29 protein-coding genes are annotated in these 25,903 nt (G+C 62.1%); 10 read left to right on the top strand and 19 right to left on the bottom strand.

The window, feature by feature from the left end; all coding sequences use genetic code 11:
* Nucleotides 1-219: 219 nt before the first annotated feature.
* Nucleotides 220-1,197: a KpsF/GutQ family sugar-phosphate isomerase gene (locus AB7951_RS02075; RefSeq protein ID WP_410001886.1), complete on the top strand. Its 978-nt coding sequence runs from the start codon at nt 220-222 to the stop codon at nt 1,195-1,197.
* 6 nt (nt 1,198-1,203) lie between these two features.
* On the opposite strand, the gene AB7951_RS02070 is transcribed toward AB7951_RS02075, so the two are convergent.
* Nucleotides 1,204-1,752 (bottom strand): carboxymuconolactone decarboxylase family protein, encoded by a 549-nt coding sequence (locus tag AB7951_RS02070; protein ID WP_120287202.1) that lies wholly within the window; start codon nt 1,750-1,752, stop codon nt 1,204-1,206.
* 73 nt (nt 1,753-1,825) lie between these two features.
* Between AB7951_RS02070 and AB7951_RS02065 the strand changes: the two genes are divergently transcribed.
* Nucleotides 1,826-2,167, top strand: a complete 342-nt coding sequence (locus tag AB7951_RS02065; protein ID WP_115032956.1) for a winged helix-turn-helix transcriptional regulator — start codon at nt 1,826-1,828, stop codon at nt 2,165-2,167.
* Here AB7951_RS02065 and AB7951_RS02060 read toward each other — a convergent pair whose 3' ends face one another.
* From AB7951_RS02060 to AB7951_RS02035, 6 genes are all read right to left on the bottom strand, one after another.
* Nucleotides 2,168-2,611 (bottom strand): NfeD family protein, encoded by a 444-nt coding sequence (locus tag AB7951_RS02060; RefSeq protein ID WP_120287203.1) that lies wholly within the window; start codon nt 2,609-2,611, stop codon nt 2,168-2,170.
* A 10-nt stretch (nt 2,612-2,621) separates the two neighbouring features.
* Nucleotides 2,622-3,611, bottom strand: coding sequence for an SPFH domain-containing protein (locus AB7951_RS02055; protein WP_089265787.1), 990 nt, complete (start codon nt 3,609-3,611; stop codon nt 2,622-2,624).
* 234 nt (nt 3,612-3,845) lie between these two features.
* A complete protein-coding gene (gene hemH / locus AB7951_RS02050; RefSeq protein WP_120287204.1) occupies nt 3,846-4,883 on the bottom strand; it encodes a ferrochelatase in 1,038 nt (345 codons plus the stop codon).
* Between the two features lie 71 nt (nt 4,884-4,954).
* Nucleotides 4,955-6,103, bottom strand: a complete 1,149-nt coding sequence (locus AB7951_RS02045) for a nickel/cobalt transporter (protein WP_120287205.1) — start codon at nt 6,101-6,103, stop codon at nt 4,955-4,957.
* A 110-nt stretch (nt 6,104-6,213) separates the two neighbouring features.
* The gene (locus AB7951_RS02040; RefSeq protein ID WP_439059883.1) at nt 6,214-6,849 is read right to left on the bottom strand and encodes a DUF1007 family protein; all 636 of its coding nucleotides are present in this window, start codon (nt 6,847-6,849) and stop codon (nt 6,214-6,216) included.
* A 13-nt stretch (nt 6,850-6,862) separates the two neighbouring features.
* A complete protein-coding gene (locus AB7951_RS02035; protein ID WP_120288015.1) occupies nt 6,863-8,953 on the bottom strand; it encodes a M3 family metallopeptidase in 2,091 nt (696 codons plus the stop codon).
* Nucleotides 8,954-9,084: 131 nt separating this feature from the next.
* Between AB7951_RS02035 and AB7951_RS02030 the strand changes: the two genes are divergently transcribed.
* The 6 genes from AB7951_RS02030 to AB7951_RS02005 all read left to right on the top strand — a co-directional run bounded on the left by AB7951_RS02030 (nt 9,085) and on the right by AB7951_RS02005 (nt 14,789).
* Nucleotides 9,085-9,336: a hypothetical protein gene (locus tag AB7951_RS02030; RefSeq protein ID WP_068728984.1), complete on the top strand. Its 252-nt coding sequence runs from the start codon at nt 9,085-9,087 to the stop codon at nt 9,334-9,336.
* An 874-nt stretch (nt 9,337-10,210) separates the two neighbouring features.
* Nucleotides 10,211-11,353, top strand: coding sequence for a type III PLP-dependent enzyme (locus AB7951_RS02025; protein WP_068728986.1), 1,143 nt, complete (start codon nt 10,211-10,213; stop codon nt 11,351-11,353).
* Between the two features lie 148 nt (nt 11,354-11,501).
* A complete protein-coding gene (locus AB7951_RS02020; protein WP_120287206.1) occupies nt 11,502-12,098 on the top strand; it encodes a GNAT family N-acetyltransferase in 597 nt (198 codons plus the stop codon).
* A 54-nt stretch (nt 12,099-12,152) separates the two neighbouring features.
* Nucleotides 12,153-12,539: a RidA family protein gene (locus AB7951_RS02015; RefSeq protein ID WP_120287207.1), complete on the top strand. Its 387-nt coding sequence runs from the start codon at nt 12,153-12,155 to the stop codon at nt 12,537-12,539.
* Nucleotides 12,540-12,810: 271 nt separating this feature from the next.
* Entirely contained in the window at nt 12,811-13,215 is a 405-nt protein-coding gene (rnk, locus tag AB7951_RS02010; protein ID WP_120287208.1) for a nucleoside diphosphate kinase regulator, read from the top strand.
* A gap of 128 nt (nt 13,216-13,343) precedes the next feature.
* On the top strand, nt 13,344-14,789 hold the full coding sequence (locus tag AB7951_RS02005; protein ID WP_120287209.1) for a saccharopine dehydrogenase NADP-binding domain-containing protein: 1,446 nt from the start codon (nt 13,344-13,346) through the stop codon (nt 14,787-14,789).
* Nucleotides 14,790-15,004: 215 nt separating this feature from the next.
* On the opposite strand, the gene AB7951_RS02000 is transcribed toward AB7951_RS02005, so the two are convergent.
* From AB7951_RS02000 to AB7951_RS01945, 12 genes are all read right to left on the bottom strand, one after another.
* The gene (locus tag AB7951_RS02000) at nt 15,005-15,745 is read right to left on the bottom strand and encodes an acetoacetate decarboxylase (protein WP_199711969.1); all 741 of its coding nucleotides are present in this window, start codon (nt 15,743-15,745) and stop codon (nt 15,005-15,007) included.
* Between the two features lie 228 nt (nt 15,746-15,973).
* Nucleotides 15,974-16,312, bottom strand: coding sequence for a hypothetical protein (locus AB7951_RS01995; RefSeq protein WP_120287210.1), 339 nt, complete (start codon nt 16,310-16,312; stop codon nt 15,974-15,976).
* A 106-nt stretch (nt 16,313-16,418) separates the two neighbouring features.
* Nucleotides 16,419-17,135, bottom strand: coding sequence for an MgtC/SapB family protein (locus tag AB7951_RS01990; protein WP_089265780.1), 717 nt, complete (start codon nt 17,133-17,135; stop codon nt 16,419-16,421).
* Nucleotides 17,136-17,231: 96 nt separating this feature from the next.
* On the bottom strand, nt 17,232-18,254 hold the full coding sequence (locus AB7951_RS01985) for a WD40 repeat domain-containing protein (protein ID WP_120287211.1): 1,023 nt from the start codon (nt 18,252-18,254) through the stop codon (nt 17,232-17,234).
* The gene (locus AB7951_RS01980; protein WP_068729004.1) at nt 18,254-19,297 is read right to left on the bottom strand and encodes a CobW family GTP-binding protein; all 1,044 of its coding nucleotides are present in this window, start codon (nt 19,295-19,297) and stop codon (nt 18,254-18,256) included. Before AB7951_RS01980 ends, AB7951_RS01985 begins: the two co-directional genes overlap by 1 nt.
* Nucleotides 19,298-19,348: 51 nt before the next feature.
* A complete protein-coding gene (locus AB7951_RS01975) occupies nt 19,349-20,230 on the bottom strand; it encodes a metal ABC transporter substrate-binding protein (protein WP_120287212.1) in 882 nt (293 codons plus the stop codon).
* Between the two features lie 11 nt (nt 20,231-20,241).
* Nucleotides 20,242-21,111 (bottom strand): metal ABC transporter permease, encoded by an 870-nt coding sequence (locus tag AB7951_RS01970; RefSeq protein ID WP_089265777.1) that lies wholly within the window; start codon nt 21,109-21,111, stop codon nt 20,242-20,244.
* 5 nt (nt 21,112-21,116) lie between these two features.
* A complete protein-coding gene (locus AB7951_RS01965) occupies nt 21,117-21,875 on the bottom strand; it encodes an ABC transporter ATP-binding protein (RefSeq protein WP_120287213.1) in 759 nt (252 codons plus the stop codon).
* Nucleotides 21,872-22,084 (bottom strand): hypothetical protein, encoded by a 213-nt coding sequence (locus tag AB7951_RS01960; protein ID WP_081421648.1) that lies wholly within the window; start codon nt 22,082-22,084, stop codon nt 21,872-21,874. The genes AB7951_RS01965 and AB7951_RS01960 overlap by 4 nt, the downstream gene beginning before the upstream one ends.
* Nucleotides 22,085-22,174: 90 nt before the next feature.
* Nucleotides 22,175-22,549: a fluoride efflux transporter CrcB gene (crcB, locus tag AB7951_RS01955; RefSeq protein ID WP_089265774.1), complete on the bottom strand. Its 375-nt coding sequence runs from the start codon at nt 22,547-22,549 to the stop codon at nt 22,175-22,177.
* Between the two features lie 170 nt (nt 22,550-22,719).
* Entirely contained in the window at nt 22,720-23,319 is a 600-nt protein-coding gene (locus tag AB7951_RS01950) for a superoxide dismutase (RefSeq protein ID WP_093757222.1), read from the bottom strand.
* 106 nt (nt 23,320-23,425) lie between these two features.
* Nucleotides 23,426-24,667, bottom strand: a complete 1,242-nt coding sequence (locus AB7951_RS01945) for an MFS transporter (protein WP_120287214.1) — start codon at nt 24,665-24,667, stop codon at nt 23,426-23,428.
* Between the two features lie 116 nt (nt 24,668-24,783).
* Here AB7951_RS01945 and AB7951_RS01940 point away from each other — a divergent pair, with 116 nt between their 5' ends.
* Together AB7951_RS01940 and AB7951_RS01935 are read left to right on the top strand one after the other, a co-directional pair.
* Nucleotides 24,784-25,308 (top strand): GNAT family N-acetyltransferase, encoded by a 525-nt coding sequence (locus AB7951_RS01940; RefSeq protein ID WP_093757224.1) that lies wholly within the window; start codon nt 24,784-24,786, stop codon nt 25,306-25,308.
* A 144-nt stretch (nt 25,309-25,452) separates the two neighbouring features.
* Entirely contained in the window at nt 25,453-25,896 is a 444-nt protein-coding gene (locus AB7951_RS01935) for a DUF2147 domain-containing protein (RefSeq protein ID WP_120287215.1), read from the top strand.
* The last annotated feature ends 7 nt before the right edge of the window (nt 25,897-25,903 follow it).

Genomic DNA, 25,903 nt, shown 5'->3' with positions numbered 1-25,903 from the left:
CAACCAAGAGCGACGCCGGAGGCGCGCGCGACAACTCATGGTTAAGGGAGTTAAAACGCTTATGGTTAATGGCCCGTTGAGATCGCATCGGCGGGGTTTCGCCAGGCAGGCCCAGCCGTGCTAAGAGGACGGCGACACAGCCGGACAATTTACGGCCCCAGGATGCTATTGATGCCCCTCTCCAAGACACCCGGCCTTCCGACGAAAACGACGGCAGCGATGAGCGATCAGGCCATTGAAGCGATTGCCTCGGCGCTGCGTACGCTGGAGGCCGAAGCCAGCGGCGTCACTGCGCTGGCCACCGCGCTGCAATCCGACCTCGGCCCGGCCTTCGTCGCGGCCGCCGACCTGATCCTCAAGGCCAAAGGCCGCCTGATCATCACGGGCCTCGGCAAGTCCGGTCATATTGGCCGCAAGATCGCCGCGACCTTCGCATCGACCGGTACACCCGCCTTTTTCGTGCACGCCGCCGAAGCCAGCCATGGCGATCTCGGCATGATCACGCCCGACGACGTCATCATGGCGCTGTCCTGGTCCGGCGAGCAGCCGGAGATGAAGAACCTTATCACCTATGCCAAGCGTTTCAGGATCGGCGTGGTCGCGATCACCTCCGAAGCCACCTCGACGCTGGCCGAGGCCGCCGATGTCGCGCTGACGCTGCCGAAGGCGCGCGAGGCCTGCCCGCATAATCTCGCGCCCACGACGTCGTCGCTGATGATGCTGGCGATGGGCGATGCGCTGGCGATCGCGCTGCTGGAAGGCCGTGGCTTTACGTCGGTGGATTTCAGCGTGCTACATCCCGGCGGCAAGCTCGGCGCAATGCTGAAATACACCCGCGACCTCATGCATTCAGGCGACGCCGTGCCGCTCAAGCCGCTCGGCACCAAGATGTCCGATGCGCTGGTGGAAATGTCCTCGAAGGGCTTTGGCTGCGTTGGCATCACCGATGGCAACGGCCATGTGGTCGGCATCGTCACCGACGGCGATCTCCGCCGTCACATGCGCGCCGACCTGATGACGGTTTCGGTCGATGAAGTCATGACCAAGAATCCCAAGACCATCAGCCGCGACCTGCTCGCCGGCGAGGCGCTGGAAATCCTCAACTCGTCGAAGATCACCGCGCTGCTGGTGACGGACGCCAGAAAGCCCGTCGGCATCGTGCATCTGCACGATCTGCTACGGGCGGGCGTGGCGTAAGCCACGTTAGCTTGCAGTTCGCAGGAACCTTGCCGCATTCGCTTCGAGTGGCAATGCCAAGCCGTTCGCGATGTACGACACCGTACGATAGAATCCACACAGCAGGATGATCTCGAAGATTTTCGCGTCATCGTAGTGAGCGGCCAGCGTCTTGAACTCCTCATCGCTGAGCGTGGCGCGGTGATGCAGCGCATCGACTGCCGCGATCAGAGCTTGTTCCGCTGACGACCAGCATGTCGCCTGTGAGTCACCGTCAACGGTCGCCTTCACCTCAGCTTCCGTCAGTTTCGCCGCTTCTGCAAAGGTCGCGACATGGACGCCCCATTCATATTCGCATCCGCTCAGTGCGCAGGTGCGATCTATGACAATCTCGCGCTCCCGCAGCGACAGCGGTCCACGATCAAGCAGGCCAGCTGCGCGAAATTTGCTCCATGCCCTCGGATGACCGGCGATCACGCGAAACAGCATCAGCGGCGGCGCCCCGCGCATGATCGCATCGAATTGCGTCTGAATGTCGGAAGCATAAGGCGGCTGCAGCGGCGCGATGCGTGACATGCCCAACTCCTGCGCTACAATAATCGTAGCGACATGCTACATATTCTGTAGCGCCCTGCAAGAGAGTAATGTGATGGCAAAGTCCGTTTCCAAGCCGCCCAGACGCGGTGTGCGCGGCTCAACGACCGGCCGACCGATCATGGCGCTGCTCGACCTGCTGGGCCGGCGATGGACGCTGCGCATTCTCTGGGAGTTGCGTGAGCGCTCCCTGACCTCGCGGGCGCTGCGCGAGGCTTGCGACGACGCGTCCCCTACCGTTCTCCAGGCACGCCTGAGCGATCTCAGAGACGCGGGTCTAATCGCGCTGCAGCCGGACGGCTATGGGCTGACGGATACAGGCCGGGAGTTGCAGGACACCTTCCTGCCACTGCATCACTTTGCGGAGCGGTGGAGCAAATCGCTGGCGGCTGACTGATCAGGCCACGTCCACCGTCAGACTGGCCCCATCCGCCTTCACGATCTTCACCCGCGTCCCCGCGGGCGTATCCGGCCCGCTGACGCGCCACACTGTGTCGTCGATCCGCACGATGCCCTCGCCGTCGATAATCGGCCGATCCAGCGTGCAGATACGGCCGACCAGCGCATCGCTGCGCTTGTTGAGGAACGGATTCGGATTGGCGCCGGGCTTCTGACGCGCGATGCGTCGCCATAGCGGCACGGCGGCGACGGCGAACAATCCGAACAGCAGGATCTGCACCTGCCATGACGGCGTAACGATGAAGGACAGCACGCCGACCAGGAATGCGGACAGCCCGAGCCAGAACATGAAGACGCCGGGCGCCAGCAGCTCCAGCGCCATCAGAAGCACGCCGAAGATCAGCCAGTTCCAGCTCCCCAAAGTGACGAACATTTCGGCCATTGCGAAATCCCTAGCTGCGCGGCGGCGTTGTACCCGCCGGCGGCACTGATCCGCTGCGGCGCGCGGCAGCCTGGGCCGAGGTCGAGTTCTCGCCGAAGGTCGCCTTGGCGATCTCGCCGATACCGGCCAGCGAGCCCAGCATGCTCATGGCTTCCACCGGCAGCATGATGACCTTCTGGTTCGGCGATTCCGCAAGCTGGCCGAATGCCTTGATGTATTTGTCGGCGATGAAGTAATTCAGCGCCGCAACGTCACCCTTCGAAATCGCCTCCGACACCACCCGCGTTGCGTTGGCTTCGGCCTCTGCGGAACGCTCGCGTGCCTCGGCGTCACGGAACGCAGCCTCGCGGCGCCCTTCCGCCTGCAGGATCTGGCCCTGCTTGGCACCTTCGGCACGGAGAATTTCCGACTGGCGCTGACCCTCGGCCTGCAGAATGTCGGCGCGCTTGACACGCTCCGCCTTCATCTGCCGGCCCATCGCCTCGACCAGATCGGCCGGCGGCACGATGTCCTTGATTTCGATACGGTTGACCTTGAGGCCCCATGGGGAGACGGCGGCATCGACGACGCGCAGCAGCCGCTCGTTGATCTCGTCGCGATGCGACAGCACCTGGTCGAGATCCATCGAGCCCATCACCGAACGGATATTGGTCATGGTCAGCACGATGATCGCCTGATTGAGGTCGGAGACCTCGTAGCTTGCCTTGGCCGCGTCGAACACCTGGAAGAACGCGACGCCGTCCACGGTGACGGTGGCGTTGTCCTTGGTGATTACTTCCTGCTCGGGGATGCTGATCACCTGCTCCATCATGTTCATCTTGCGACCGACGCGGTCGAAATAAGGAATGATGAGGTTGAGGCCCGGCGACAGCGTGCGGGTGAACTTGCCGAAGCGCTCAATGGTCCAGTCATAGCCCTGCGGTACGGTCTTCACACCGGCAAACAGCGTGAAGATGATCAGCAGCACAACGGCGATGGCGAAAATGTCGTAACCGGACATCAAAGTCTCCCTGCGGCAAAATGGACGCGCAACATATGGCGCCTCGTTGTTTTGTCGACGTGGAGGATTTTAAGGTTCGAAATCGGGAAAAGCGAGAGCGCCGACGTGATCGCGAGCCACGGACCTCTCAGCCGTCATTGCGAGGAGCCCTTGCGACGAAGCAATCCAGTCTTCGCTTGTGGCTTCTGGATTGCTTCGCTGCGCTCGCAATGACGTGGATGGGTTGGAGCGCCCTTAGATCCAGCCCTGCAGCTCGCGCAGCACAAGCTGGCGGATCGTGTCCATGCCCTCGTCGCTGTCGTTGAGGCAGGGGATCGCAGAGAATTGCTCGCCGCCATTATGCATGAAGATCTCGCAATTCTCCTGCGCGATTTCTTCCAGCGTCTCCAGGCAGTCGGCCGAGAAGCCAGGCATTACGACGGCAATGCGACGCACGCCGTCCTTGGCGAGCTGCTCGATGGTCTTGTCCGTATACGGCTGAAGCCAGGCATCGAAGCCGAAACGGGACTGGAAGGTCAGCAGCAGCTTCGGCGCGTCCGGTCCGAGCCGCTTGCGCAGCGCTTCGGTTGTGGCCACGCATTGCGCCTGATAGGGATCGCCCTTGTCGATATATTTCTGCGGCATGCCGTGGAACGACGCCACGATCATTTCCGGCACGAAGGACAGCGTCGCCAGATGCTTCTCGATCGAGATCGCCAGCGCGTCGATATAATCCGGCTCATCATAATAAGGCGGCGTGACCCGCAGGGTCGGCTGCGCCCGCATGGTGCCGAGCACGCGGAACACTTCGTCGCAGACAGTCGCAGAGGTCGCCGCCGAATATTGCGGATAGAGCGGCACCACCAGAATGCGGTCGCAGCCTTTTGCGGTGAGTTCAGCGATGCGGGAACGGATCGACGGATTGCCGTAGCGCATCGCCCAATCCACCACGAGATGGGTATGACTATCGAGCGAGGCTGCGAGCTTGTCGGACTGCGCACGCGTGATCGTCTTCAGCGGAGACTCGTTCTTCTCCGTGTTCCAGATCTTCAGATAGTCCTTGGCCTTGCGGCGCGGCCGCGTGGTCAGGATGATGCCATTGAGGATCAGCTTCCACAGCAGGCCCTGGTTCTCGATCACGCGTGGATCGGACAGGAACTCTCTGAGATAGACACGCACGCCGCGGGTATCCGCCGTGTCGGGAGTTCCGAGATTGACCAGCAAGACGCCGACGCGTTCCGGTATCTCCAGGGTGGAGGCCGGTGGCTGCTCAAGGGAAACGACATTTGTCATGATGCCGGTGGCTTCGCGCTTTGGCTGGACCTTGTCAAGACGACGGACTGTCCATCAGGGCAGGACAGCGATCAGAAACAGGTGACGCGTTCGGCCGCGACATAGCCCAGCAGCAGGCCAACGCCGAACAGCATCACCAGCGCCGCCGCGCCGAACTCAATCCCCCGCATCACCAGCGCGCCACTGCCATCGCGGCCACCGGCCAGACGGCCGGCGAGACCCTTGGCGGAGACGGCGAGGACGGCAATGGTCGCCACGGTGATCGCGGTTCCCAGGCCCATCACGAAAGTCGCAGCGATGCCTGCCCAGAACATGCCCTGCGCCAGCGCGAAGACCAGCACGAGGATCGCGCCGGAACACGGCCGGATGCCCACCGTGAACACCGCCGATAATCCACGCGCCCAGCCGCCGGGGCCTGCGAGCTGATCCGGCGTCGGACCGTGGGAATGGCCGCAATGCTCGTCATGAACGTGATCATGATGACTGTCGTCATGGTGCACATGTGCTGAAGCCGTCGCCTCAGCATGCGCCGTATGGGCGTGCGCATGAGCATGCGCGTGGCCATGATGATGGTCGTGGTGATGGTGGTCATGGCCGTGATCGTGCGTATGCGCGGACGCGCTGGCATGCGCCATCGCGAGCTGCGGGCCAGCGGCCGGCAGCGACGGTCGCAAGGCGCGGACAAAGCCGCGCCCCTTGGTCCAGACCAGCCGCGCGCCGAACGCCGCGATCAGCCCGTAGCTCGCAATCTCCACCCAGCGCTCGGTGCTGCACATGGTCTTCGCCGTGACATTCAGCAGCCATGCGCCAATGCCCACGATCAACACCGCCACCAGCGCCTGCATCAGCGCCGAGACGAAGGACAATATGATACCGCGCTTGGCGGTCTCTTCATTGGCGACCAGATAGGACGAGATCACCGCCTTGCCATGGCCGGGGCCGGCGGCGTGGAAGATACCGTAGGCAAAGGAGATCGCCAGCAGCGTCCACACCGCGCTGCCGTCGGATTTTGCGGCACGGATGGTCGCCGACATCGCCCGGTAGAATTCGGACTGCTTGGTGAGCAACCAGCCGATGATGCCGCCGACTTGCGAGTCCGGCACGCCTTTCGGCGCACCGAACGGATTCTGCGCCAGAGCGTGATGCAGCGAAGCGTCGGTCATGGCGGCGACGACCAGCACTGCCGCACAAACAAGAACGACACTCCATCCGCTCGTCATGGCCGGGCTTGTCCCGGCCATCCACGTCTTCCGGATGCCGGTGTCTAGGCGTGGATGCCCGGGACAAGCCCGGGCATGACGCGGAGAGAGACCTGTCGATGAAGTTACACTCATGGGCAATCGACCGTGATCTTATTGGCGAACATGGCGCCGTAATTGCTGTTCTCGCCATTCATGAAAGTGTCTTCGTTCATGGTCTGCGCCTTGGCGGCGCCGTCCGACGGGCGCTGGATCGCCGTCGTACAGGAGGCCGGCGCGCCGGCGAGCTTGATCGGATCCTTCTTCTCAAGGCCGAAATCGACGAAGAAGCTTGGATCGAAGATTTCGAGCTCCATCTTCTTGGCCTTGAACGGCGTCTTGAAGGGCAGCGTGAAGTGCAGCACCAAAGCTGCATCACGCTTTTCCAGATAGTAGTCGACGGGATCGTTGAAGCGCTGCTTCTTGCCTTCCACCTTGGCGAAGGTGAAGAAGGCGAATTCCTTCAGCGACTCCACATTGGTCTGTGCCAGCGGCGCCAGTTCCTCGCGGGTATAGACGCCCTTTGTCTTGCTCTCGATGCCCTGCAGCGCATAGGTCGAGAACATGTCGTCGAACACCCAGGCATGACGCACACCTGTGATCGTGCCGTCCGGCGCGTAGATCAGTTCGCTCGATGCCGTGACGAAGACATGCGGGTGGGCGGAGGCAGCAGTGATGCCGCTGGCCAGCGCAGTCATGATCGCGATCAAACCCAAAAAGCGGTTCATCAGAAGCATCACCTCACGCCGCCTCAGGCTCTTCCAGCAACCCGCGCCGCCGCAGCAGCGCATCCGGCGCGGGGGCACGGCCGCGGAACGCTATATAGGCCGCCTCCGGATCGACCGAACCGCCCGACGAATAGATGTCGTCATGCAGCCGCTTGGCCACTGCGGGATCGAAGATGTTGCCGGCTTCCTCGAAGGCGCCGAAGGCGTCCGCATCCATCACTTCGGACCACATGTAGCTGTAGTAGCCAGACGCATAATGATCGCCGGAGAAGATGTGCCCGAACTGCGTCGGCCGGTGTCGCAGCGCGATTTCCTCGGGCATGCCGATCTTCTCCAGTTCCTTCTTCTCGAAGGCCGCGACATCTGCCGAAGCAGACGCCGGCTGGGTGTGGAATTCGAGGTCGATCAGCGCCGACGAAACGAACTCCACCGTGGCAAAGCCCTGGTTGAACTTGCGGGCAGCGATGAACCGCTTCAGCAGATCGTCGGGCAGCGGCTCGCCGGTCTGGTAGTGCTTGGCGAAAGTCTGCAGCACCTGCGGCTGCTCCTGCCAGTGTTCATAGAGCTGCGACGGCAGTTCGACGAAGTCGGTGAACACCGAGGTGCCCGACAGCGAGGGATAGGTGACGTTCGAGAGCATGCCGTGCAAGCCATGGCCGAATTCATGGAACAGCGTGCGCGCATCGTCCGGCGACAGCAATGACGGCTGGCCGTCTGTGCCCTTGGCGAAGTTGCAGATATTCAGCACCAGCGGCGCCACGTCGCCGTCGAGCTTCTGCTGGTCGCGCAGCGAGGTCATCCAGGCACCGGAGCGCTTCGACGGGCGGGCGAAGTAGTCGCCATAGAAGATCGCCTTGAGCGCGCCCGCGGCATCCTTGACCTCCCAGACGCGGACATCCGGATGCCAGACCGGCACGTCCTTGCGCTCGGCGAAGGTGATACCAAACAGACGCGTCGCGGTGTCGAATTGCGCCGCGATCATGTTGTCGAGCGTCAGATACGGCTTGATCGCCGCATCATCGAAATTGGCGCGGCGCTGGCGCAGCTTTTCGGCATAATAGCGCCAGTCCCAGGCGGCGAGCTTGAAGTTGCCGCCCTCCTCCGCGATCAGCTCCTGCAGCGCATCGCGGTCGGCGAGCGCGCGTGCGCGTGCCGGCTTCCAGACCCGCTCCAGCAGCCCGCGCACGGCCTCCGGCGTCTTTGCCATGGAGTCTTCCAGGCGATAGGCCGCGAAGGTCGGGAAGCCCAGGATCTTCGCGGTCTCCTCGCGCAGCTTCAGGATTTCGACGATGGTCTCGTTGTTGTCATTGGCATTGCCGTTGTTGCCGCGCTGGATGAAGGCCTTGTAGGCCCTCTCGCGCAGGTCGCGCCGCGCCGCGCTTTTCAGGAACGGCTCCATCGAGGACCGCGACGTGGTGATGATCGCCTTGCCAGTCATGCCGCGCTCGTCAGCCGAGGCCCTGGCCGAGGCGACGAAGCTCTCGGCGAGCCCATCGAGATCGCCTTCGCCCAGCTCCATGAACCACTTCTGCTCGTCGCCGAGCAGATGATGGCTGAAACTGGTGCCGAGATGCGCGAGACGCTCGTTGATCTCAGCCATCCGCGCCTTGGCGGTCTCGTCGAGGCCGGCGCCGGAGCGGTGGAAGCGGGTATAGGTCCGCTCCAGGAGACGCATCTGTTCGGTGGTGAGGCCGAGCTCGGCGCGTTTGTCGTGCAGCGCCACGATGCGGCCGAACAACACGGCATTCATCATGATCGGATTCCAGTGCCGCGCCATCCGCGACGACACGTCCTTGTCGATCTCCAGGATCGCCGGATTGGAATGCGCCGACACCAGATCGTAGAACACCGATGCCACACGGCTGAGCAACTTGCCGGAGCGCTCCAGCGCCGTGATCGTATTGGCGAAGTCAGGTGCGGCCGGATCGTTCACGATCGCGGCAATCTCGGCCGAATGGTCGAAAAACGCCTGTTCGAAGGCCGGCATGAAGTGCTCGGGCTTGATCTCGTCGAACGGCGGGGTCTCAAACGGGGTCTGCCAGGCTTTCAGAAGCGGATTTTCGAGACCTTTCGACGCAACCGGCGAGACCGACGTTTCTGACATAAGAAATCCTGCTTTGAAGCCCATAGAATGCGTCGATCTATACCACGCGATGGGGCTTTTTTGGGCCCTTTAGTGCTTGCCGCAGCAGGCTTTTTCGGAGAGATTGCGGCCCGAAACAGGACCTTGAGATTATGACCACCTCCACCGCCCCTCGCCGCATCTACTGGCCCAGCGTCATCACCGTCATCTCGGCGGCGATCCTGATCGGCGCGGAAGTGTTCGGCGCCGCCTTCGCGGGCGGCTGGGCGCTGTCGATCCTGTTCGGCCTCTCCACCACCGGCGAGCACATCCTGCAGGTCTGCCTGTTCCTGTGCGGCGTCGCCATCATGGTCGCCTTCCTGCGCACCGCCGCACGGATCGAGCCGTTCACCCGCCGCGGCTGATCGCTGCGTGCTCGCGCAGCTCCACTCTCTGGCTTCCTCACACTCGACTGTCATCGCCCAGCCAGGCGCGCAATTGCGTGCTTGAGTCGAGCGCCAGTCACCCGGGCTGCTCGTGATTCGTCGCTAGCTGTAGCGTTTACGGGATCCTTCCTCTCGCGGAAGAAGACACCGAGAGCGAGATGACAGCCGCACGAGAGGACGACTACAGGACCATGACGCTGGTGTAGTTCAGCACTCCACGCCAGCCCCAGACTACGCCAATTCCTTAACCGAACTTAACATCCGTTCATGTTGAGCGCGCTGAGTGCGTCTCGTTTGCAACGCTGCGCGATGGCGTTGAATAAAATGCCCCGCAGCCCAAAAAAATTGTTGCGTAGCAGGGTCAAAGAACCTATTTCCGGTCTTGCCCAATTTCGCACGTGCCTGTGGTCGTGTGTCAGTCGGTAGGTATCCGGACAAGAGGCCGGACAGCCGCCAAGGGATGAAGAAGCCGAGGGTCGTTCGCGGAGTTTTGCGAAAGGCCAGCATCTCTCTCCAGAGATGCCGTTGAAGGTGACTTTGTTCTTTGCAACCGTGACTGGCAGCCGGAGGCGAACCGGCGCACCTCGTTCTCAACGGGGGACGCGACTTAAAGCAACGACGGAGCGGGCTTTTTTGGTCTCTGCTGGCTTTCCAACAGCCAGCGCGAATACCGAAGAGGCTTGTCCTTCATTGCCAGGTGTGCGGTAGGGTCACCCCCAACCAATCCACGGCAGCACTTACGGTCTGTACTTTTGGCTTTGTCACGCCTCCATCGCGTGCCTGGGTCCGAAAGCGCTGAACCGTCATCATTTTTTGAACGTGACCCTTTCGCGGGGCCGTTTGGGAGAGTGCTATGACCGAACGTATTCAGGAATTCCTCCGCGCCCGCCGCAACGAGGGCACCGATGTTGAGCCGTGCCTCGTCGTCGACCTCGAAGTCGTGCGCGACAACTTCCAGAGCTTTGCGAAGGCTTTGCCTGATAGCCGCGTGTTTTACGCGGTGAAGGCAAACCCGGCGCCGGAAGTGCTGTCGCTGCTGGCCTCGATGGGCTCGTGCTTCGACTGTGCGTCGGTGCAGGAAATCCAGATGGCGCTCGACGCTGGCGCCACGCCGGACCGCATCTCCTTCGGCAACACCATCAAGAAGGAACGCGATATCGCGCGCGCCCACGCGCTCGGCATCGGCCTGTTCTCGGTCGACTGCGCCGCTGAGGTCGAGAAGATCGCGCGTGCAGCTCCTGGCGCCCGCGTGTTCTGCCGCATTCTCTACGATTGCGCCGGCGCCGAGTGGCCGCTGTCGCGCAAGTTCGGCTGCGATCCGGAAATGGCTGTCGACGTGCTGGACCTCGCCAAGCGTCTTGGCCTGGAGCCCTATGGCATTTCGTTCCATGTCGGCTCGCAGCAGCGCAAGGTGAAGGCATGGGACCGTGCGCTGGCGATGGCCTCGTCGGTGTTCCGTGACTGCGCTGAGCGCGGGATCAACCTGTCCATGGTCAATATGGGCGGTGGCTTCCCGACCAAGTACCTCAAAGAAGTCCCGGCGGTCGTGCAGTACGGCCGTTCGATCTTCCGTGCGCTGCGCAAGCACTTCGGCAACGCGATTCCGGAGACCATCATCGAGCCGGGGCGCGGCATGGTCGGCAATGCTGGTATCATCGAAGCCGAAGTCGTTCTGATCTCGAAGAAGAGCGACGAGGACGACGTGCGCTGGGTTTACCTGGACATCGGCAAGTTCGGCGGTCTCGCCGAGACCATGGACGAGTCGATCCGCTACGCCATCAAGACGCCGCATGACGGCGCCGAGATGACGCCCTGCGTGCTCGCCGGCCCGACCTGCGATTCGGCCGACGTGATGTATGAGAAGCTGCCGTATCCGCTGCCCGTGACTCTCGAGATCGGCGACAAGCTGCTGATCGAAGGCACCGGCGCCTATACGTCGACCTACTCGGCGGTGGCGTTCAACGGCTTCCCGCCGCTGCGCACCTTCCATATCTGAGCGTTGCAAATTTAAGTTCGCTCACTATATCCGGCATCCACCCCGGATATGACTAATCGGAGAGCCGGCCCGCCGGCTCTCATCCCGTCACCTTCCAATTCTGGATGACAACACTCCGTGTGAAAAACGGAGTGGGGACCGACATGCCATGACCGATCTGCACGAGACCGCCACCAACAACACTGTTGCTTTGCCCATCGCAGCCCCTTCGTACGAGATCCGTGCGGAACGTGGCTCCGACGTCGCCGCCCGTGAATCTCTGCTGGATGTGTGCTTCGGCGCTTCGCGCCATGCCCGCACCTGCCAGCGACTGCGTGACGGACGACTGCCCGCCGAAGGCCTGGCCTTCTCGGCGGTGGTGCAAGGCAGGCTGGTCGGCACGATCAGGCTTTGGCATGTCGACGCCGGGGGCCGAGCTGCACTGATGCTCGGCCCCCTCGCGGTCGATCCGGGTGCCCGCGACCTTGGCCTTGGCGCCGCGTTGATGAATCACGCGATCGCCGAGGCCTCGGCGCGCGGCCATGGCGCCATCGTGCTGCTCGGCGATGCCCCCTATTACGCGCGTTTCGGATTCTCGCCGGACAGGATGGCCGCGCTGGCGCTGCCCGGGCCGTTCGAGCGCGATCGCCTGCTCGGCCTCGAACTGAAGCCCGGAGCGCTGGATGGCGCCCGCGGCATCATCTTCGGAAGCGGTAAATGGGTCCGCAAGGCTGCTGAGCCTGCCGATCTGGCCCACGCAGCTTGATTTGACCACCAAGGCACGGCATTGCGGAGCTCACCTCTGCAGGAGAGCCCGGTAATGACGCGCAAACTGATTTCCACCGGATCGCCATTCGAAAAGACCGCTGGCTACAGCCGTGCGGTGGTCGACGGCGATTTCTGCTTCGTGTCCGGAACCACCGGCTACGATTACACCACCATGATCTTGCCGGTCGATGTCACGGCACAGGCACAGAACTGCTTCAAGACCATCGAAGCCGCGCTGAAGGAGGCCGGCTTTACCATGGCCGATATCGTGCGCGCGATCTACTACATCACCGACGCCAGCGACGCCGACAAGGTGTTCGCGGTGACCGGTGCCCATCTCGGCGAGATCAGGCCCGCTGCCACGCTTCTCGTGGTCGCCGGGCTCTACAAGCCCGAGATGAAAGTCGAAATCGAAGTCACCGCCAAGCGGCGCAGCTGATCGTCAACCGAGCGTCAGACACACCCGTTGGACGTCGCTGCTAGCAACGGCGCCATCGCCGGTTGACTTTCACTGCAGGATACATAGGTTTCGGCCATCATGACGAACCTGCCCCGCAACCGCTTACTGCTCCGCGCCGGTCACCTTCAAGCAGGAATGTGACCCGGGCGCACGCGCGCGTGCCGTCCGGGCTTGTTCGATTTCAGCATCCTCATCATTCTTGGCATGCTCGGGCGCTTTGCGCGCCGGGCGTCATTTGGCTGTGAAACCCATGATCCATTCCCTTCGCACTGAGCTGCCGCCCATCACACTCCGCCGCAGCGACCGTGAGCGTCTCGGCGTACTGGCCGAGGCCGCTGCAGAGAAATACCCCGTGACCGCCGACTTTCTGGCCGGCGAAGTTGAGCGCGCGACGATCGTGCCTGACACTCATCCATTGCCCGGAATCGTCGGCATGGAGTCCGATGTGACGTTCCGCGACGATATCAGCGGGCAGGAAAAGCACGTCACACTGGTCTATCCGACCTCCGCCGACGTGGACGCCGGGCGAATTTCGGTATTGACCCCGATCGGAGCCGCGCTTATCGGCCTTTCTGCGGGGCAGTCCATTACATTCGAGACGCCCTCGGGGGAACCACGTTCGCTGACCGTTCTCTCAGTCGGCATACGGCGCTGAGCTGCATTTAATACCGGCATCGAGATTTCATTCCCGAAATTTCATTCTGATGTCACATCGTCACTGTCCTTTCCCAACCGCGCACGACGCAGCGCGTTCATCTTGATCCTGTCTGGAGTTAGAAGCTGATGTCCTCATCCCCCGCCTCGCCGATCTACGCGAAGATCACTGGCCCCATCGTGATCGTCGGCTTCGGCTCGATCGGCAAAGGCATGGTGCCGATGATTGAGCGGCATCTCGACTACGACAAGTCGCGCATCACCGTGCTCGATCCCAAGGACGAAGGCCGCATGGCGCTGTGCGACAAGCATGGTCTGCGCTTCATCCAGCAGGGGCTGACCAGGGAGAATTATCGCGAACTGCTGACGCCGCTCCTCACTGAGGGCGGCGGCCAGGGTTTTTGCGTCAACCTGTCGGTCGATACCGGCTCGGTCGATATCATGGAGCTCTGCAACGAGCTCGGCGCGCTCTACATCGACACGGTCAACGAGCCCTGGCTCGGCTTCTATTTCGACGCATCGAAGGGCGCCGAAGCGCGCTCCAACTACGCTTTGCGCGAAACGACGCTGGCCGCCAAGAAGGCACGCAAGGCCGGCTCGACCACGGCCGTCTCCTGCTGCGGCGCCAATCCCGGCATGGTCTCCTTCTTCGTCAAGCAGGCGCTGCTGAATGTCGCTTCCGACCTGAAGCTCAATGCCCCCCAGCCGAAGACCAAGGCCGAATGGGCGGACCTGATGCGGCAGGCCGGTATCAAGGGCGTCCACATCGCTGAGCGCGACACCCAGCGCTCCAAGTCGCCGAAGCCGCCAGAGGTGTTCGTCAACACCTGGTCGGTCGAAGGCTTCCTCTCGGAAGGCGTGCAGCCGTCCGAACTCGGCTGGGGCACCCATGAAAAGTGGATGCCGGAGAATGCACACACCCATGAGGCCGGCTGCGGCGCTGCGATCTACCTGATGCAGCCCGGCGCCAATACGCGCGTGCGCACCTGGTGCCCGACGCGCGGCGCGCAATACGGCTTCCTCGTCACCCACAACGAGTCGATCTCGATCTCCGATTATTTCACAGTGCGTGACGCTTCGGGCACCGCGGTGTTCCGGCCGACCTGCCACTATGCCTATCACCCGGCGGACGATGCGGTGCTGTCGCTGCACGAGATGTTCGGCTCCGGCAAGATGCAGACGAAGCACCACATCCTCGACGAAAACGAAATCGTCGACGGTATCGATGAACTCGGTGTGCTGCTCTACGGCCACGACAACAATGCCTACTGGTTCGGCTCACAGCTCTCCATCGAGGAGACGCGTGAACTCGCGCCCTATCAGAACGCCACCGGCCTGCAGGTGACCTCCGCCGTGCTCGGCGGCATGGTGTGGGCGCTGGAGCACCCGACCGAAGGCATCGTCGAAGCCGACGAGATCGACTTCGAGCGTCTGCTGGAGATCCAGACACCCTATCTCGGCCCGGTGAAGGGCTACTACACCGACTGGACGCCGCTCGAAGGCCGCCCGGGCCTGTTCCCGGAAGATATCGACACGAGTGATCCGTGGCAGTTCAAGAACGTGCTGGTGCGTTGAACTGAGTGCTCAGCCTGAATGAGTAACGACGAAGGCGGCAGTGTCGGACACTGCCGCCTTTTTTGTACCTTCGCATTTTATGGTGAGGCTCTACCTTCTCCCCACGTCATGGCCGGGCCTGACCCGGCCATCCATCTTCGTTGGACGGTGCAGAAAGGTGGATACGCGGGTCAAGCCCGCGTATGACGTCGGCGTGTGAGGAGGCCCTGGACAGCTCACTTCGCCAGATAATCAAACGCCACTTCGCCCAATCCCAGCGTCAGGTCGCACTTGAAGTGCAACGCCGACACGACCTCTTTCACCGGCAACCGCGCCACATCCGCCAGCGCATGCGGGAACAGCCCGAGTGCCGCAGGTCCGGTCCACGCTTCCTTCAGATTGATCTCTTCCAGATGATAGCGCACCAGCTCGCAGATGCGCGGCGAGCCGTCCACATGCGGGATGATCTTCAGAATAAAGTTTGGCACCGTCAGCGCATGCATCACCGTGTCATGATCCACCGGCCGGTGCTTGTAGCCCATAGTGCCTGAAGCGCAGAGCACGGAGCCGTAATGCAGCGTGCCGACCAGCACGTCGCTCTCCACCACGATCTTCGGGGTTGCGCGCTTCTTCGGGAAGCCCCAGAGCTCGCGGCCACCGGCAATCGGCGCATCGTCGTCGAGATACATCGAATGGATATAGACGCCCTCGACGCCGTTGAGGCGGACCGGAATCGCCTGCCCGGTTTCGGTGTAGTCGCCGAAGCCGGTGGAATCGGGCATGCGGATGAATTCGTATTTGACGATGTTGTCGACGATCTCCAGCGGCTCCGGCACCACGGCCTGCAGCGCGTCCATGTCGGTACGATAGCTGATGATGAAATATTCGCGGTCGTAGAATTTGTAGGGCCCGCGCGGGAATGACGGATTGGTCAGCGGCATCGAATAGGCGTTACGCCTGATATCTTCGATCTTCATGGTGCCCCCTATGAAACTGTTGGCAGGGAGTATGAAGGCGGTCGATGAAACTGGCGAGACTATTGTGCGGGCAGCGTCAACAAACACCGTCCTCATCCTGAGGAGCGCGCTCTTCGCGCGCGTCTCGAAGGATGGCGGCACACTGGGAGAACCCGGCCTCATGGTTCGAGACGGCGCAAACGCGCCTCCTCACCATGAGGGACTTTGACAGCGACCTCGAAAGCTCCGCTATTTCATGGTGATCGGCGGCGCCGTTTTCTCAGCCGGCGCTGGTGGCAGCGCCGGCTTGGCGCCGGCATCGCGTGCTTCTGCATCCGGACGCGCCGGCTGCGGCGGCGTTTCCTGCGGGCGCTGGCCAGTGGTCGCGGGTTCTGCGGGGGCCGACGGCTTGTTTTCGGCACCCGGCGTTGACTGCAGTGGCGGCGTCGCCTGGGCAAATCGAGCGGATGGCGGCGTCAGCGTGAGCCGTGCCATTGCCGACGTCGATGCGCCCAATCCTGCAGCCGTCGCCAAGATCGCGATCGCCAAATTAGTCCGGAACACGCGCGTCTGGGTCGTCGAGATCATAGCATCCACCGCAGTTAATGTGCGGTGACAACGGGAGCCAGCCGCCAAAGTTCCCGAGCCGGAAAGTCGCAGATCGCCGATGGCGCCCTGGACTTCTTTTGGACGACTAGTCCTTGGTGCTGACGTCCCATGTGGCGTTGCGCACGCCGGCATACGCCTCGAGCCGGGCGGCCACGGCATCCAGCTCCTTGGGATCGACGGCCGTCGAGACCAGCGTGGCGACGATCTCCTGCTGGGTGTCGCTCTGCTCGATCACATCGACATCGCCGACCGGATATTTTGCGGCTTCCAGCGCCTCCTGCAGGCGCTCGCGCATCTCGGGTACCACCTCGGGCGAGACCGTGAGCCGCACGTAATAGGTCACTTCCGACGACTTCGCGTCCAGCGGCGCCCGGTTGATCGCATTGACCAGCGGCCGCAGTAGCGTATTGCCGGCCAGCACGAAAAACGTAAGCGCGATAGCCTGTGCGATCATGTCCGCGCCGGCGCAGGAGCCCACCGCGGCCGAACTCCATAGCGTCGCCGCCGTATTGAGGCCGCGCACATTGGTGCCTTCCTTCATGATAACGCCCGCGCCGAGAAAGCCAATGCCGGAGACGACATAGGCGATCACGCGCACCGCGCCATCGGCACCGTGCAGCTGCATTGCGAGATCGACGAAAGCGGCCGCCCCGAGCGCCACCAACACATTGGTGCGCAGGCCCGCGGTGCGCTGGCGATATTGTCGCTCAGCACCGATCAGCGTGCCTAGCACAAAGGCCGTGGCCAGGCTGAGCAGCGTGTCGAGGAAGTCGTAAGTCTGGAATGTCGCCAAAAATCGCATGATGCCTGCATGCGTACAGGAAGTGACGGGCGGATGACAATGCCGCCTCGCACCAACCGTCGTGAACTCCCTCTCCCCACAGGGGAGGTGAAAGAGCTACAGCTCCAGCAGCCCGGCGTCGCCGTCCTGATCGGCAAAAGCCAGCAGCGTACCCTTGGCATTCCAGGCCAGCGCGCTGACGGGCTGCCCTTTGTTGGCCCGCACCAGAATTTCCGCGCCATCGGTCATGCGAACCATCAGGATAGTGCCGTCACTGTAACCGGCGGCCAAGATGTCCTGCTTGGGATGACAGGCCACCACGGTGACCTTGGCCTTGAGCGGCGCCAGCATCGCCGGCTCCTTGCCCATCGGGCCGTCCTTGCTGGCAAACGGCCAGATGATGACCGTATCCGCGCCCGAGGTCGCGAGACCCTTGCCACCGGCGCTCCAGGAAATCGAGCGCACGCGTGCCGGATAGCCGGTCATGCGCATGTGCTTGCCGTCCACGAGACGCCAGCCATGCAGCGCCGGCTCATGCATCGCGGTGACCAGAAACTTGTTGTCCGGGCTGAAAGTCACGCCGAGATGCGAACCGGCCCATTCCAGCACTTCGGCATTGCCGGCCATGTTGGGAAACCACAGCGTCACGCCGTTGTAGTGGGCTATCGCAAGCCGCAGCCCTTTGGGCGCGAATGCAAGGCCGCCAACGGTCGATGGCACCTCGAAGAATTTCACCTCGCCCTTCGGCGCCTGCACGAAGGCCGTCTTGCCCGCCGACCACGCAACAGCGCCGTCGGGATGCAAAGCTACACTGTCGATCCAGCGCCTCTTGGCGTCGGTCGCAAAGGTCGAGACTGTGCCGTCGCGGTCGAGCACGACGACCTTGCCGTCGTCGCAGCCCATCACGATGCGCTTGCCGTCGGAGGTCGAGCACAGGATGCCACCGAACGCGACCTCGACCGGCGACATCGCGCCTGCCGGATCGACCAGCGTGACTTTCTCTTCGGCGCCGACAAAGGCTGCCTTGTCGCCGAGAAAATGCACTGATGTGACCGACGCACCGATGGCCACCGGCAACACGCGGTCGGTGACCGATACGATGGATTCCTGCTCCTGCAGCGGATTGAAATCGGACATCATCAGGCGGGGATGCAGCGTTCGAAGCCGTCGCGGATCAGCTGCTCGGGCAGATCGCGACCGATAAAGACAAGACGGCTTTCGCGCTTCTCGCCGTCCTTCCACGGCCGCTGATGATCGCCTTCGAGCATCATGTGCACGCCCTGAAACACGTAGCGGTCGTCGTCGCCGGAGAACGACAGGATACCCTTGGAGCGCAAAATCTTGCCGCCCTCCTTGGCCATCAGATCCTGCAGCCACGGCATGAAGGTCGATGCATCGAGCGCCTTGTCGGTACGCAGCGACATCGAGTGCATATCCTCGTCGTGATAGTGCTTCAGACCACCGTGGCCGTGATCATGATGGTGATGATGGCCGTGATCGTGGTCATGATGATCGTGACCGTCGTCCGCGTTGAGGAACTCCGGTTCGATCTCCAGAATACGATCGAGATCGAAGGCGCCACGCTCCAGGACGTCGGACAGCTTCACCTGCGCGCGTTCCGTCTTGTGCAGCTTCGCATAGGGGTTGATGGCGCGAATGCGCGCCTCGACTTCGGCGAGCTCAGCCTTCGACACAAGATCAATCTTGTTCAGCACGATGACGTCGGCGAAGGCGATCTGGTTCTTGGCTTCCGGCGCATCCTTAAGGCGGTCGCTCAGCCATTTGGCATCGGCCACGGTCACCACCGCGTCGAGCCGCGCATGAGCCTGCACGTCTTCGTCGACGAAGAAGGTCTGCGCCACCGGCGCGGGATCGGCGAGACCCGTGGTCTCCACGATGATGGCGTCGAACTTGCCTTTGCGCTTCATGAGACCGTCGAGAATGCGCACGAGGTCGCCGCGGACAGTGCAGCAGACGCAGCCGTTGTTCATCTCGAACACTTCTTCATCCGCGCCGATGATGAGATCGTTGTCGATACCGATCTCGCCGAACTCGTTGACGATCACAGCGTATTTCTTGCCGTGGTTTTCCGACAGGATGCGGTTCAACAGCGTGGTCTTGCCGGCGCCGAGATAGCCGGTCAGCACGGTCACGGGAATTTTGTTGGCAGTCGCTTCAGACATGATCTCTCCGGCGGGGTCTTGTGCAGCGCCGGCAGCAGGGGTGCCCCTGCGCTAACTGGTCAGCGCGCTCGTCAGCGCCTTTATATTGTGCCTGACCATATCAATGTAAGTGGGTGCATCGCCGTTTTCGGGCGTCAGGCTGTCGGAATACAGCGTTCCGCCGATTTTTGCCCCGGTCTCGGCGGCAATCCGGCGCATCAGCCGGGGATCGGCGATGTTTTCCAGAAAAACCGCCGGAATTTTCGAGATCTTGAGCTGAGTGATGATGACCGCGATATCCTTGGCGCTGGGCTCGGAATCCGTCGAAACGCCCTGCGGCGCAATAAATTCGATGCCATAGGCCGCCGCGAAATAGCCGAAGGCGTCATGGGTCGAGATCACCTTGCGGTGTGCTTCGGAAATGGTGGCGATGGCCGCCTTCACATCACTGTCGAGGGCAGTCAGCTTCGCGAGATAGGCCTCGGCGTTCGCCTTGTAGATGTCGGCACCTGCCGGATCGGCCTTGGCCAGCGCATCGCGAATGTTTGCGACATAGACCTTGGCATTGCCCACCGATTGCCAGGCGTGCGGATCCTCGTGCGAGTCGAGCTTGCGCGGTGCGATGCCCTGGGTTGCGGTGACGATGACAGCCTTACCACCCGATGATTTCACCAACCGCGGCAGCCAGCCTTCGAAGCCGAGGCCGTTAACGACAACGAGCTTCGCATCGGCGATCTTTTTCGCGTCACGCGGCGTCGGTGTGTAGACATGCGCATCCCCATTCGGGCCGACCAGGGTCGTTACAGCGACTCGCTCGCCCCCGACATTGCGCACGAAGTCACCGAGGATAGAGAAGCTGGCGACGACATCGATCTTGTCCTGCGCCCGCGCCGGGACGATCGCCGTGACAAGCGACAGGACAGCAGAAAGGACGAATATGCTGGATTTCCGCATGACTGACACACCTACGCCTCAAGATGCCGGCCGGGGAACAACTGCCTTACCAAGCCACTGACATTGCCGAACAAAACCGAAAATACGTAGAGTACTGCGGCGACCAGAATGATCGCGGGACCGGACGGCACCTTGGTCTGGAACGACAGCACCAGACCGAAGTAACCGGAGACCATCGCGCTCGCGACGGAGATCATCATCATCCCCGTGATATCGCGCGACCAGAACCGCGCGATGCCCGCCGGCAGGATCATCAGCCCCACCGCGAGCAGCGTACCGAGCGCATGAAAGCCGTTGACGAGATTAACGACGACCAGCGCCAGAAACGCCAGATGCGCGGGTGCACCGGCGCGCGAGACAGTGCGCAGAAACACCGGATCGACGCATTCGATGACCAGCGGGCGATAGATCACCGCCATCACCACCAGCGTAATCGTCGCGTTGAACGCGATCACCAGCAGTGTCTGATCGTCGAGTGCGAGAATATTGCCAAACAGCACATGCAGCAGATCGATATTGGTGCCGCGCATCGAAACGATGGTGACGCCGACTGCCAGTGATACGAGATAGAACGCGGCCAGCGACGCATCTTCCTTGATGACGGTGACGCGCGACACCAGACCTGCCAGCAGCGCAACAGAAAAACCTGCAATCAGGCCACCAAACGTCATCGCGAACAGATTGAGCCCGGAAAACAGGAAGCCGATCGCAGCCCCTGGCAGGATGGCATGCGCCATCGCGTCGCCGACAAGGCTCATCCGCCGCAACATCAGGAAGACGCCGATCGGCGCGCCACCGAGCGCCAGCGCAACCACGCCGGCCAATGCGCGGCGCATAAATTCAAATTCGAGGAAAGGCGCGATCAGCGCATCGTAGAGCATGTCGATCAGGCCGCCCGCGAGTGTGCGGCATCGACAACACAGGTGCCGGCGCCATCGTCGAAGGCTTCGCACATGCGCCGCGCCTCCAGCAGGTTATCCGCCGTTAGCACCTGCTGCGTTGCACCCCAGGCCACGGAGCCGCGGGCAAGCAGCAACGTCTCCGGGAAATGCGAGCGCACCATCTCCATATCGTGCAGCGCCGCCAGCACCGTGCGCTTTTCTGCGTGCCAGTGACGCACCAGCGCAATCAGATCAGCCGACGTCTTGGCGTCGATCGCATTGAACGGCTCGTCGAGCACGATGACGCGCGCATCCTGCAGCAATACACGCGCGAACAGCATGCGCTGCATCTGGCCACCGGACAGCGTGCCGATATTGCGGTTCTCGAATCCGTTGAGGCCAACAGCGGTGAGGGCCCGTCCAATTTGCTCGCGTGCGTTCTTGCCAAGGCCGCCCAATATCCCCGTCGTGCGCCAAAGCCCTGTGCCGACGAAGTCGAACACCGAGATAGGGAATGTGCGGTCGATATCGACGCTCTGCGGCAGGTAAGCGATGTCGCGCGCCTTCAGGCCGCCAAGTGTGATCGCGCCCGTCAGCGGCTTCAGTATGCCGACGATGCCGCGAAACAGCGTGGATTTGCCGGCGCCGTTCGGCCCAACCACCGCGAGCAAACTGCCAGCGGCGATCTCGCCATTGAGGTGATGCACCGCCGGATGCCGGTCATAACCCAGCGTGACGTTCTGGAAAGCGAGCTGTGTCGTCATGATGGCCTCATCGCCAGCAGAACCACCGCCCAGAGCGCTGCGGAGACCGCCAGCGCAGCCCCCAGCCGTGCGGGCAACGTCATGCGCAGGATCGACCAGGGCGCGGGCTGGGCCGGATGCGGGCTTGCCGGGCCATGGCTGTGGGTATGACCGTGGCCGTGCGCGTGACCATGGGAGTGGTCATGACCGTGGGAATGGGAATGCGCCATGAAATCGGGCCTGAGCCAGTGGAAACCCGGCGCCAAAACGCCTCACTGTCATTTATGTTATATTATAACATACCGCAAGCCCGGAGCGGATCAGGCGAAATGGCGGACCAGCGCCAGGCCGGCAAAGAGCCCGGCAATCGACAGCACCACTGAGCCCAGCACATAGGCCAGGGCAAGGCCCAATTCGCCGCGCTCATAGAGCACTGCCGTATCCAGTGAAAAGGCCGAAAAGGTCGTGTAGCCGCCGAGGATGCCGGTCATCAGGAACAGGCGCCAGGGCTGCGAGGCCTCACCCTTGTAAGCGAGATAGCCGGCGATCAGGCCCATCACCGTGGAGCCAGTGATGTTGATGATGAAGGTGCCCCACGGGAACGCCGCTCCCATGCAGCGAGCGCAGGTCATGTTGATGACATGGCGCAAGGTGGCGCCAAGGCCGCCGCCGACAAAAACCAAAACATAATTCATCTAATACCCGCTGCGCTTAGTGGCTCACGTCATTCCGTTTTGCCGCAGCGTGCCTGCGGCGGCAAGTCGCAGCAGGTCAACCAAGACACGAAAACGTCACGACAACGAAAAAAGGCGGCAGCTTGCGCCACCGCCCTTCCCGCGCGTCATTAAACGCAGATCGAAAGCGATCAGACCGCCTTGCCGAACTGCTCGTCGACATATTCCCAGTTCACGAGATGATCGACGAACGCCTTGAGATAGTCGGGACGACGGTTGCGATAGTCGATGTAGTAGGAGTGCTCCCAGACGTCGACGCCGAGGATCGGGGTCGCGCCATGGACCAACGGGCTTTCGCCGTTCGCGGTCTTGGAGATTTCCAGCTTGCCGTTCTTGACCGAGAGCCAGGCCCAGCCGGAGCCGAACTGGCCAACGCCTGCAGCGGCGAAGTCGGTCTTGAACTTCTCGAGACCGCCGAGATCCTCGGTGATCTTCTTCTCCAGACGGCCGGGTAGCTTGTCGCCACCGCCGTTCGGCTTCATCCAGTTCCAGAAGTGGAGATGGTTGTAGTGCTGGCCGGCATTGTTGAAGAGCGCGGCATTCTTGCCGAACGAGCCCTTCACGATTTCTTCAAGCGATTTGCCTTCGAATTCGGTGCCCTTCAGCAGGTTATTGCCGTTGGTCACGTAAGCCTGATGGTGCTTATCGTGATGGAATTCCAGCGTTTCCTTCGACATATGCGGCGCGAGCGCGTCATAGGCGTAAGGCAGATTGGGAAGCGTGAAGGTCATGGGTCAAGATCCGCAATAATGGGAGAGTTGGCTTAACGGGAACCCTTATAGAAGGTTCCGCCCGGCTCCGACACTCCCATCTTTGCGATCCCCGATCGCTTCGCGATCAGGCCGCGCTCGGCATTGCGGCGGAGACGGCATCGCGCCGCACTGGCGGCTTCACATTCATCAGCATCTGGAAGCATCCGGCGATCATCCCGATCACGACGGCGAATTGCCAGGCGCGATCATAATTGCCGAGATGCGAGAAGATCATGCCACCGCCCCAGGCGCCGAGGAAAGATCCTGCCTGATGGCTGAGGAAGGCGATGCCGGTGAGTGTCGCCATGAAGCGCAACCCGAACAGCTGCGCGACGAGGCCGTTCACCAGCGGGACCACGCCGAGCCACAGCGATCCCAGCACGGCTGCGAAGACCATGGTCGTGGTCGGCGTCGCCGGAAAATAGAAATAAGTGGCGAGCGCCAACGAGCGAACGATGTAAATTCCGCCGAGCAAAATCTGCTTCGGATAACGGCCGCCAAGCCAGCCAAAGGCATAGGAGCCAAACACATTGAACAGGCCGACTATTGCCAGCGCGGTGGCGCCAAGCGACGCGTCGAGGCCGCAGATCGCCAGATAATTCGGCAGATGCGTGGTGATGAATACGAGCTGCAGGCCGCAGACAAAGAACGACAACGCCAGCACGATATAGCCGGAATGGCCGAGCGCGGACTGCACCACTTCTCCCAAAGATTGCTGCAGCTCATCCGCCGGTGCGCGTTCGATCTTGTCAGACTGGCCAGCAAACAGCGCAGCGGGGAGCATCACCGCAGCGAGGCCGAGAAAGCCGATCAGCGCCACTTGCCAGCCCGCCGTCGAGATCAGCGTCTGCGCCAGCGGTGACGCGATGACGAGACCGAGCGAACCTGCAGCCGACACCGCGCCCATGGTGACGCTGCGCTTGGCGGCGGAGACGCTGCGCGAAGCTACCGTCATGGTCATGCTCGACGCCGTGCAAGACAGTGCGAGGCCGACGCAAAGGCCGGCGCCCAGGGTGAAAACCAGCGGCGTGGTCGCGACCATCATGAAGACGAGGCCGGCCGCATAGATCAAAACGCCGATGATCATCACGTGACGGGTGCCGAAACGATCGGCGATAGCACCGATGAAGGGCTGCGAGATGCCCCAGATCACGTTCTGCAAAGCGGTGGCCAGGGAGAAATCAGCCGTGGTGATGGCGGTGTCGCGCAGAATCGAGGGTTGAAACAGGCCGAAGCTCTGGCGCATGCCCATGGCCAGGCTGAGCAGCGTCGCCGCGCCGGCCAAAATCGCCCAGCGCTGGTATTTGGAGAGCTCCGCCTCAGTCATTCCAACGTTTCCTTGATCCCTAGAATATTATTCTCAGATAAGCACTGGATTCGACAGGTTTACTACCCTCGGACCGACCTATAAGGGCTGCACAAAGCGCAGAGGTGGCGACCGAAATGAGCATCGAAATCGAGATTGTGACCGGCGATGCCTCATGGCCGAGCGTCAAACCGCTGTTCGACCTGGTTTGGCCGCGCGAGGCGGTCGAGAAACTGCCCTGGGGACACGTGGTCTTCGCCTATCCCGAATTGCGGGTCATCGTGGAGGACGACGGACAGCCGGTCTGCCATGTCGGCCTGTATCGGCGCGAAGGCATATGGAAGGATCGCAAGACGCGGATTGGCGGCATCGGCGGCGTTGTGACGCATCCCGACTATCGTCGTCGCGGTCTGGCCAGTCTGGCGCTCACCGCCGCACTCCATACGCTGAAAGACGAACGCGCCACCGATTTTGCGCTGCTGTTCTGTGAACCGCACAATCTGGATTTCTACACGCGCCGCAACTGGAAGCCGTTCATCGGCGAGGTCTATGCCGAACAGCACGGCGAGCGGGTACGCTTCGATGTCATGACCCCGCTGGTGTCCTACCTGAAGCGCGCGCCGCATGAAGGCGAGATGGACCTTTGCGGGCTGCCGTGGTGACCGCCACCGGTTGACCTGAGTAAGCTGCGTCAAATTGAATCGATCATGATCATTTGAGACGCTGAGTAGTCTCAAACGCAGCGCCGCGGCATTGCACAAATCCCATTTCTTGTTATGCAGACCGCCTGATCCGAGGAGACACGCATGGCCGCCAGATTCACTGTTATGATCGCATTGCTGGGTGCAGTGTTCGCAGGCTCCGCTGCGCAAGCCCAATCGGGCGGCGAAGCAATGGGTGTCTGGCAGACCCAGGCCGGCGATGCACAGGTGCGGGTCAGCAAATGCGGCACCATCCTGTGCGGCACCGTCGTCTCGCTGCGCGACAAGATCGATCCGCAGACCGGCAAGCCGCCGATCGACGACAAGAATCCCGATCCCGCGCTGGCTAAACGTTCGATGATCGGTGTTCACCTGTTCTACGATATGCGCCCTACCGGAGTGAACACGTGGTCGGGCCGGATCTATAATGCCGATGACGGGAAGATCTATACCAGCAACGTGGCGCTGGTCGGCCCTAACACGCTGAAGGTCGAAGGCTGTGTCGGCGCATTCTGCGGTGGCGAGAACTGGACCCGCGTCGGCCGGTAACTCAGTT

It is taken from the genome of Tardiphaga sp. 285_C5_N1_2 (genome assembly GCF_052076065.1).
Taxonomy (GTDB): domain Bacteria; phylum Pseudomonadota; class Alphaproteobacteria; order Rhizobiales; family Xanthobacteraceae; genus Tardiphaga; species Tardiphaga robiniae.
The sequence above is the reverse complement of the archived record's forward strand: the minus strand, read 5'-3'. Positions and strand labels throughout refer to the sequence as shown.

What these genes read in the sequence shown, in the direction of transcription:
- AB7951_RS02075 (WP_410001886.1), top strand. Translation starts at nt 220, where the DNA reads ATGAGCGATCAGGCCATTGAAGCGATTGCCTCGGCGCTGCGTACGCTG.
- AB7951_RS02070 (WP_120287202.1), bottom strand. Translation starts at nt 1,752, where the DNA reads ATGTCACGCATCGCGCCGCTGCAGCCGCCTTATGCTTCCGACATTCAG.
- AB7951_RS02065 (WP_115032956.1), top strand. Translation starts at nt 1,826, where the DNA reads ATGGCAAAGTCCGTTTCCAAGCCGCCCAGACGCGGTGTGCGCGGCTCA.
- AB7951_RS02060 (WP_120287203.1), bottom strand. Translation starts at nt 2,611, where the DNA reads ATGGCCGAAATGTTCGTCACTTTGGGGAGCTGGAACTGGCTGATCTTC.
- AB7951_RS02055 (WP_089265787.1), bottom strand. Translation starts at nt 3,611, where the DNA reads ATGTCCGGTTACGACATTTTCGCCATCGCCGTTGTGCTGCTGATCATC.
- hemH (WP_120287204.1), bottom strand. Translation starts at nt 4,883, where the DNA reads ATGACAAATGTCGTTTCCCTTGAGCAGCCACCGGCCTCCACCCTGGAG.
- AB7951_RS02045 (WP_120287205.1), bottom strand. Translation starts at nt 6,103, where the DNA reads ATGACGAGCGGATGGAGTGTCGTTCTTGTTTGTGCGGCAGTGCTGGTC.
- AB7951_RS02040 (WP_439059883.1), bottom strand. Translation starts at nt 6,849, where the DNA reads ATGAACCGCTTTTTGGGTTTGATCGCGATCATGACTGCGCTGGCCAGC.
- AB7951_RS02035 (WP_120288015.1), bottom strand. Translation starts at nt 8,953, where the DNA reads ATGTCAGAAACGTCGGTCTCGCCGGTTGCGTCGAAAGGTCTCGAAAAT.
- AB7951_RS02030 (WP_068728984.1), top strand. Translation starts at nt 9,085, where the DNA reads ATGACCACCTCCACCGCCCCTCGCCGCATCTACTGGCCCAGCGTCATC.
- AB7951_RS02025 (WP_068728986.1), top strand. Translation starts at nt 10,211, where the DNA reads ATGACCGAACGTATTCAGGAATTCCTCCGCGCCCGCCGCAACGAGGGC.
- AB7951_RS02020 (WP_120287206.1), top strand. Translation starts at nt 11,502, where the DNA reads ATGACCGATCTGCACGAGACCGCCACCAACAACACTGTTGCTTTGCCC.
- AB7951_RS02015 (WP_120287207.1), top strand. Translation starts at nt 12,153, where the DNA reads ATGACGCGCAAACTGATTTCCACCGGATCGCCATTCGAAAAGACCGCT.
- rnk (WP_120287208.1), top strand. Translation starts at nt 12,811, where the DNA reads ATGATCCATTCCCTTCGCACTGAGCTGCCGCCCATCACACTCCGCCGC.
- AB7951_RS02005 (WP_120287209.1), top strand. Translation starts at nt 13,344, where the DNA reads ATGTCCTCATCCCCCGCCTCGCCGATCTACGCGAAGATCACTGGCCCC.
- AB7951_RS02000 (WP_199711969.1), bottom strand. Translation starts at nt 15,745, where the DNA reads ATGAAGATCGAAGATATCAGGCGTAACGCCTATTCGATGCCGCTGACC.
- AB7951_RS01995 (WP_120287210.1), bottom strand. Translation starts at nt 16,312, where the DNA reads ATGATCTCGACGACCCAGACGCGCGTGTTCCGGACTAATTTGGCGATC.
- AB7951_RS01990 (WP_089265780.1), bottom strand. Translation starts at nt 17,135, where the DNA reads ATGCGATTTTTGGCGACATTCCAGACTTACGACTTCCTCGACACGCTG.
- AB7951_RS01985 (WP_120287211.1), bottom strand. Translation starts at nt 18,254, where the DNA reads ATGATGTCCGATTTCAATCCGCTGCAGGAGCAGGAATCCATCGTATCG.
- AB7951_RS01980 (WP_068729004.1), bottom strand. Translation starts at nt 19,297, where the DNA reads ATGTCTGAAGCGACTGCCAACAAAATTCCCGTGACCGTGCTGACCGGC.
- AB7951_RS01975 (WP_120287212.1), bottom strand. Translation starts at nt 20,230, where the DNA reads ATGCGGAAATCCAGCATATTCGTCCTTTCTGCTGTCCTGTCGCTTGTC.
- AB7951_RS01970 (WP_089265777.1), bottom strand. Translation starts at nt 21,111, where the DNA reads ATGCTCTACGATGCGCTGATCGCGCCTTTCCTCGAATTTGAATTTATG.
- AB7951_RS01965 (WP_120287213.1), bottom strand. Translation starts at nt 21,875, where the DNA reads ATGACGACACAGCTCGCTTTCCAGAACGTCACGCTGGGTTATGACCGG.
- AB7951_RS01960 (WP_081421648.1), bottom strand. Translation starts at nt 22,084, where the DNA reads ATGGCGCATTCCCATTCCCACGGTCATGACCACTCCCATGGTCACGCG.
- crcB (WP_089265774.1), bottom strand. Translation starts at nt 22,549, where the DNA reads ATGAATTATGTTTTGGTTTTTGTCGGCGGCGGCCTTGGCGCCACCTTG.
- AB7951_RS01950 (WP_093757222.1), bottom strand. Translation starts at nt 23,319, where the DNA reads ATGACCTTCACGCTTCCCAATCTGCCTTACGCCTATGACGCGCTCGCG.
- AB7951_RS01945 (WP_120287214.1), bottom strand. Translation starts at nt 24,667, where the DNA reads ATGACTGAGGCGGAGCTCTCCAAATACCAGCGCTGGGCGATTTTGGCC.
- AB7951_RS01940 (WP_093757224.1), top strand. Translation starts at nt 24,784, where the DNA reads ATGAGCATCGAAATCGAGATTGTGACCGGCGATGCCTCATGGCCGAGC.
- AB7951_RS01935 (WP_120287215.1), top strand. Translation starts at nt 25,453, where the DNA reads ATGGCCGCCAGATTCACTGTTATGATCGCATTGCTGGGTGCAGTGTTC.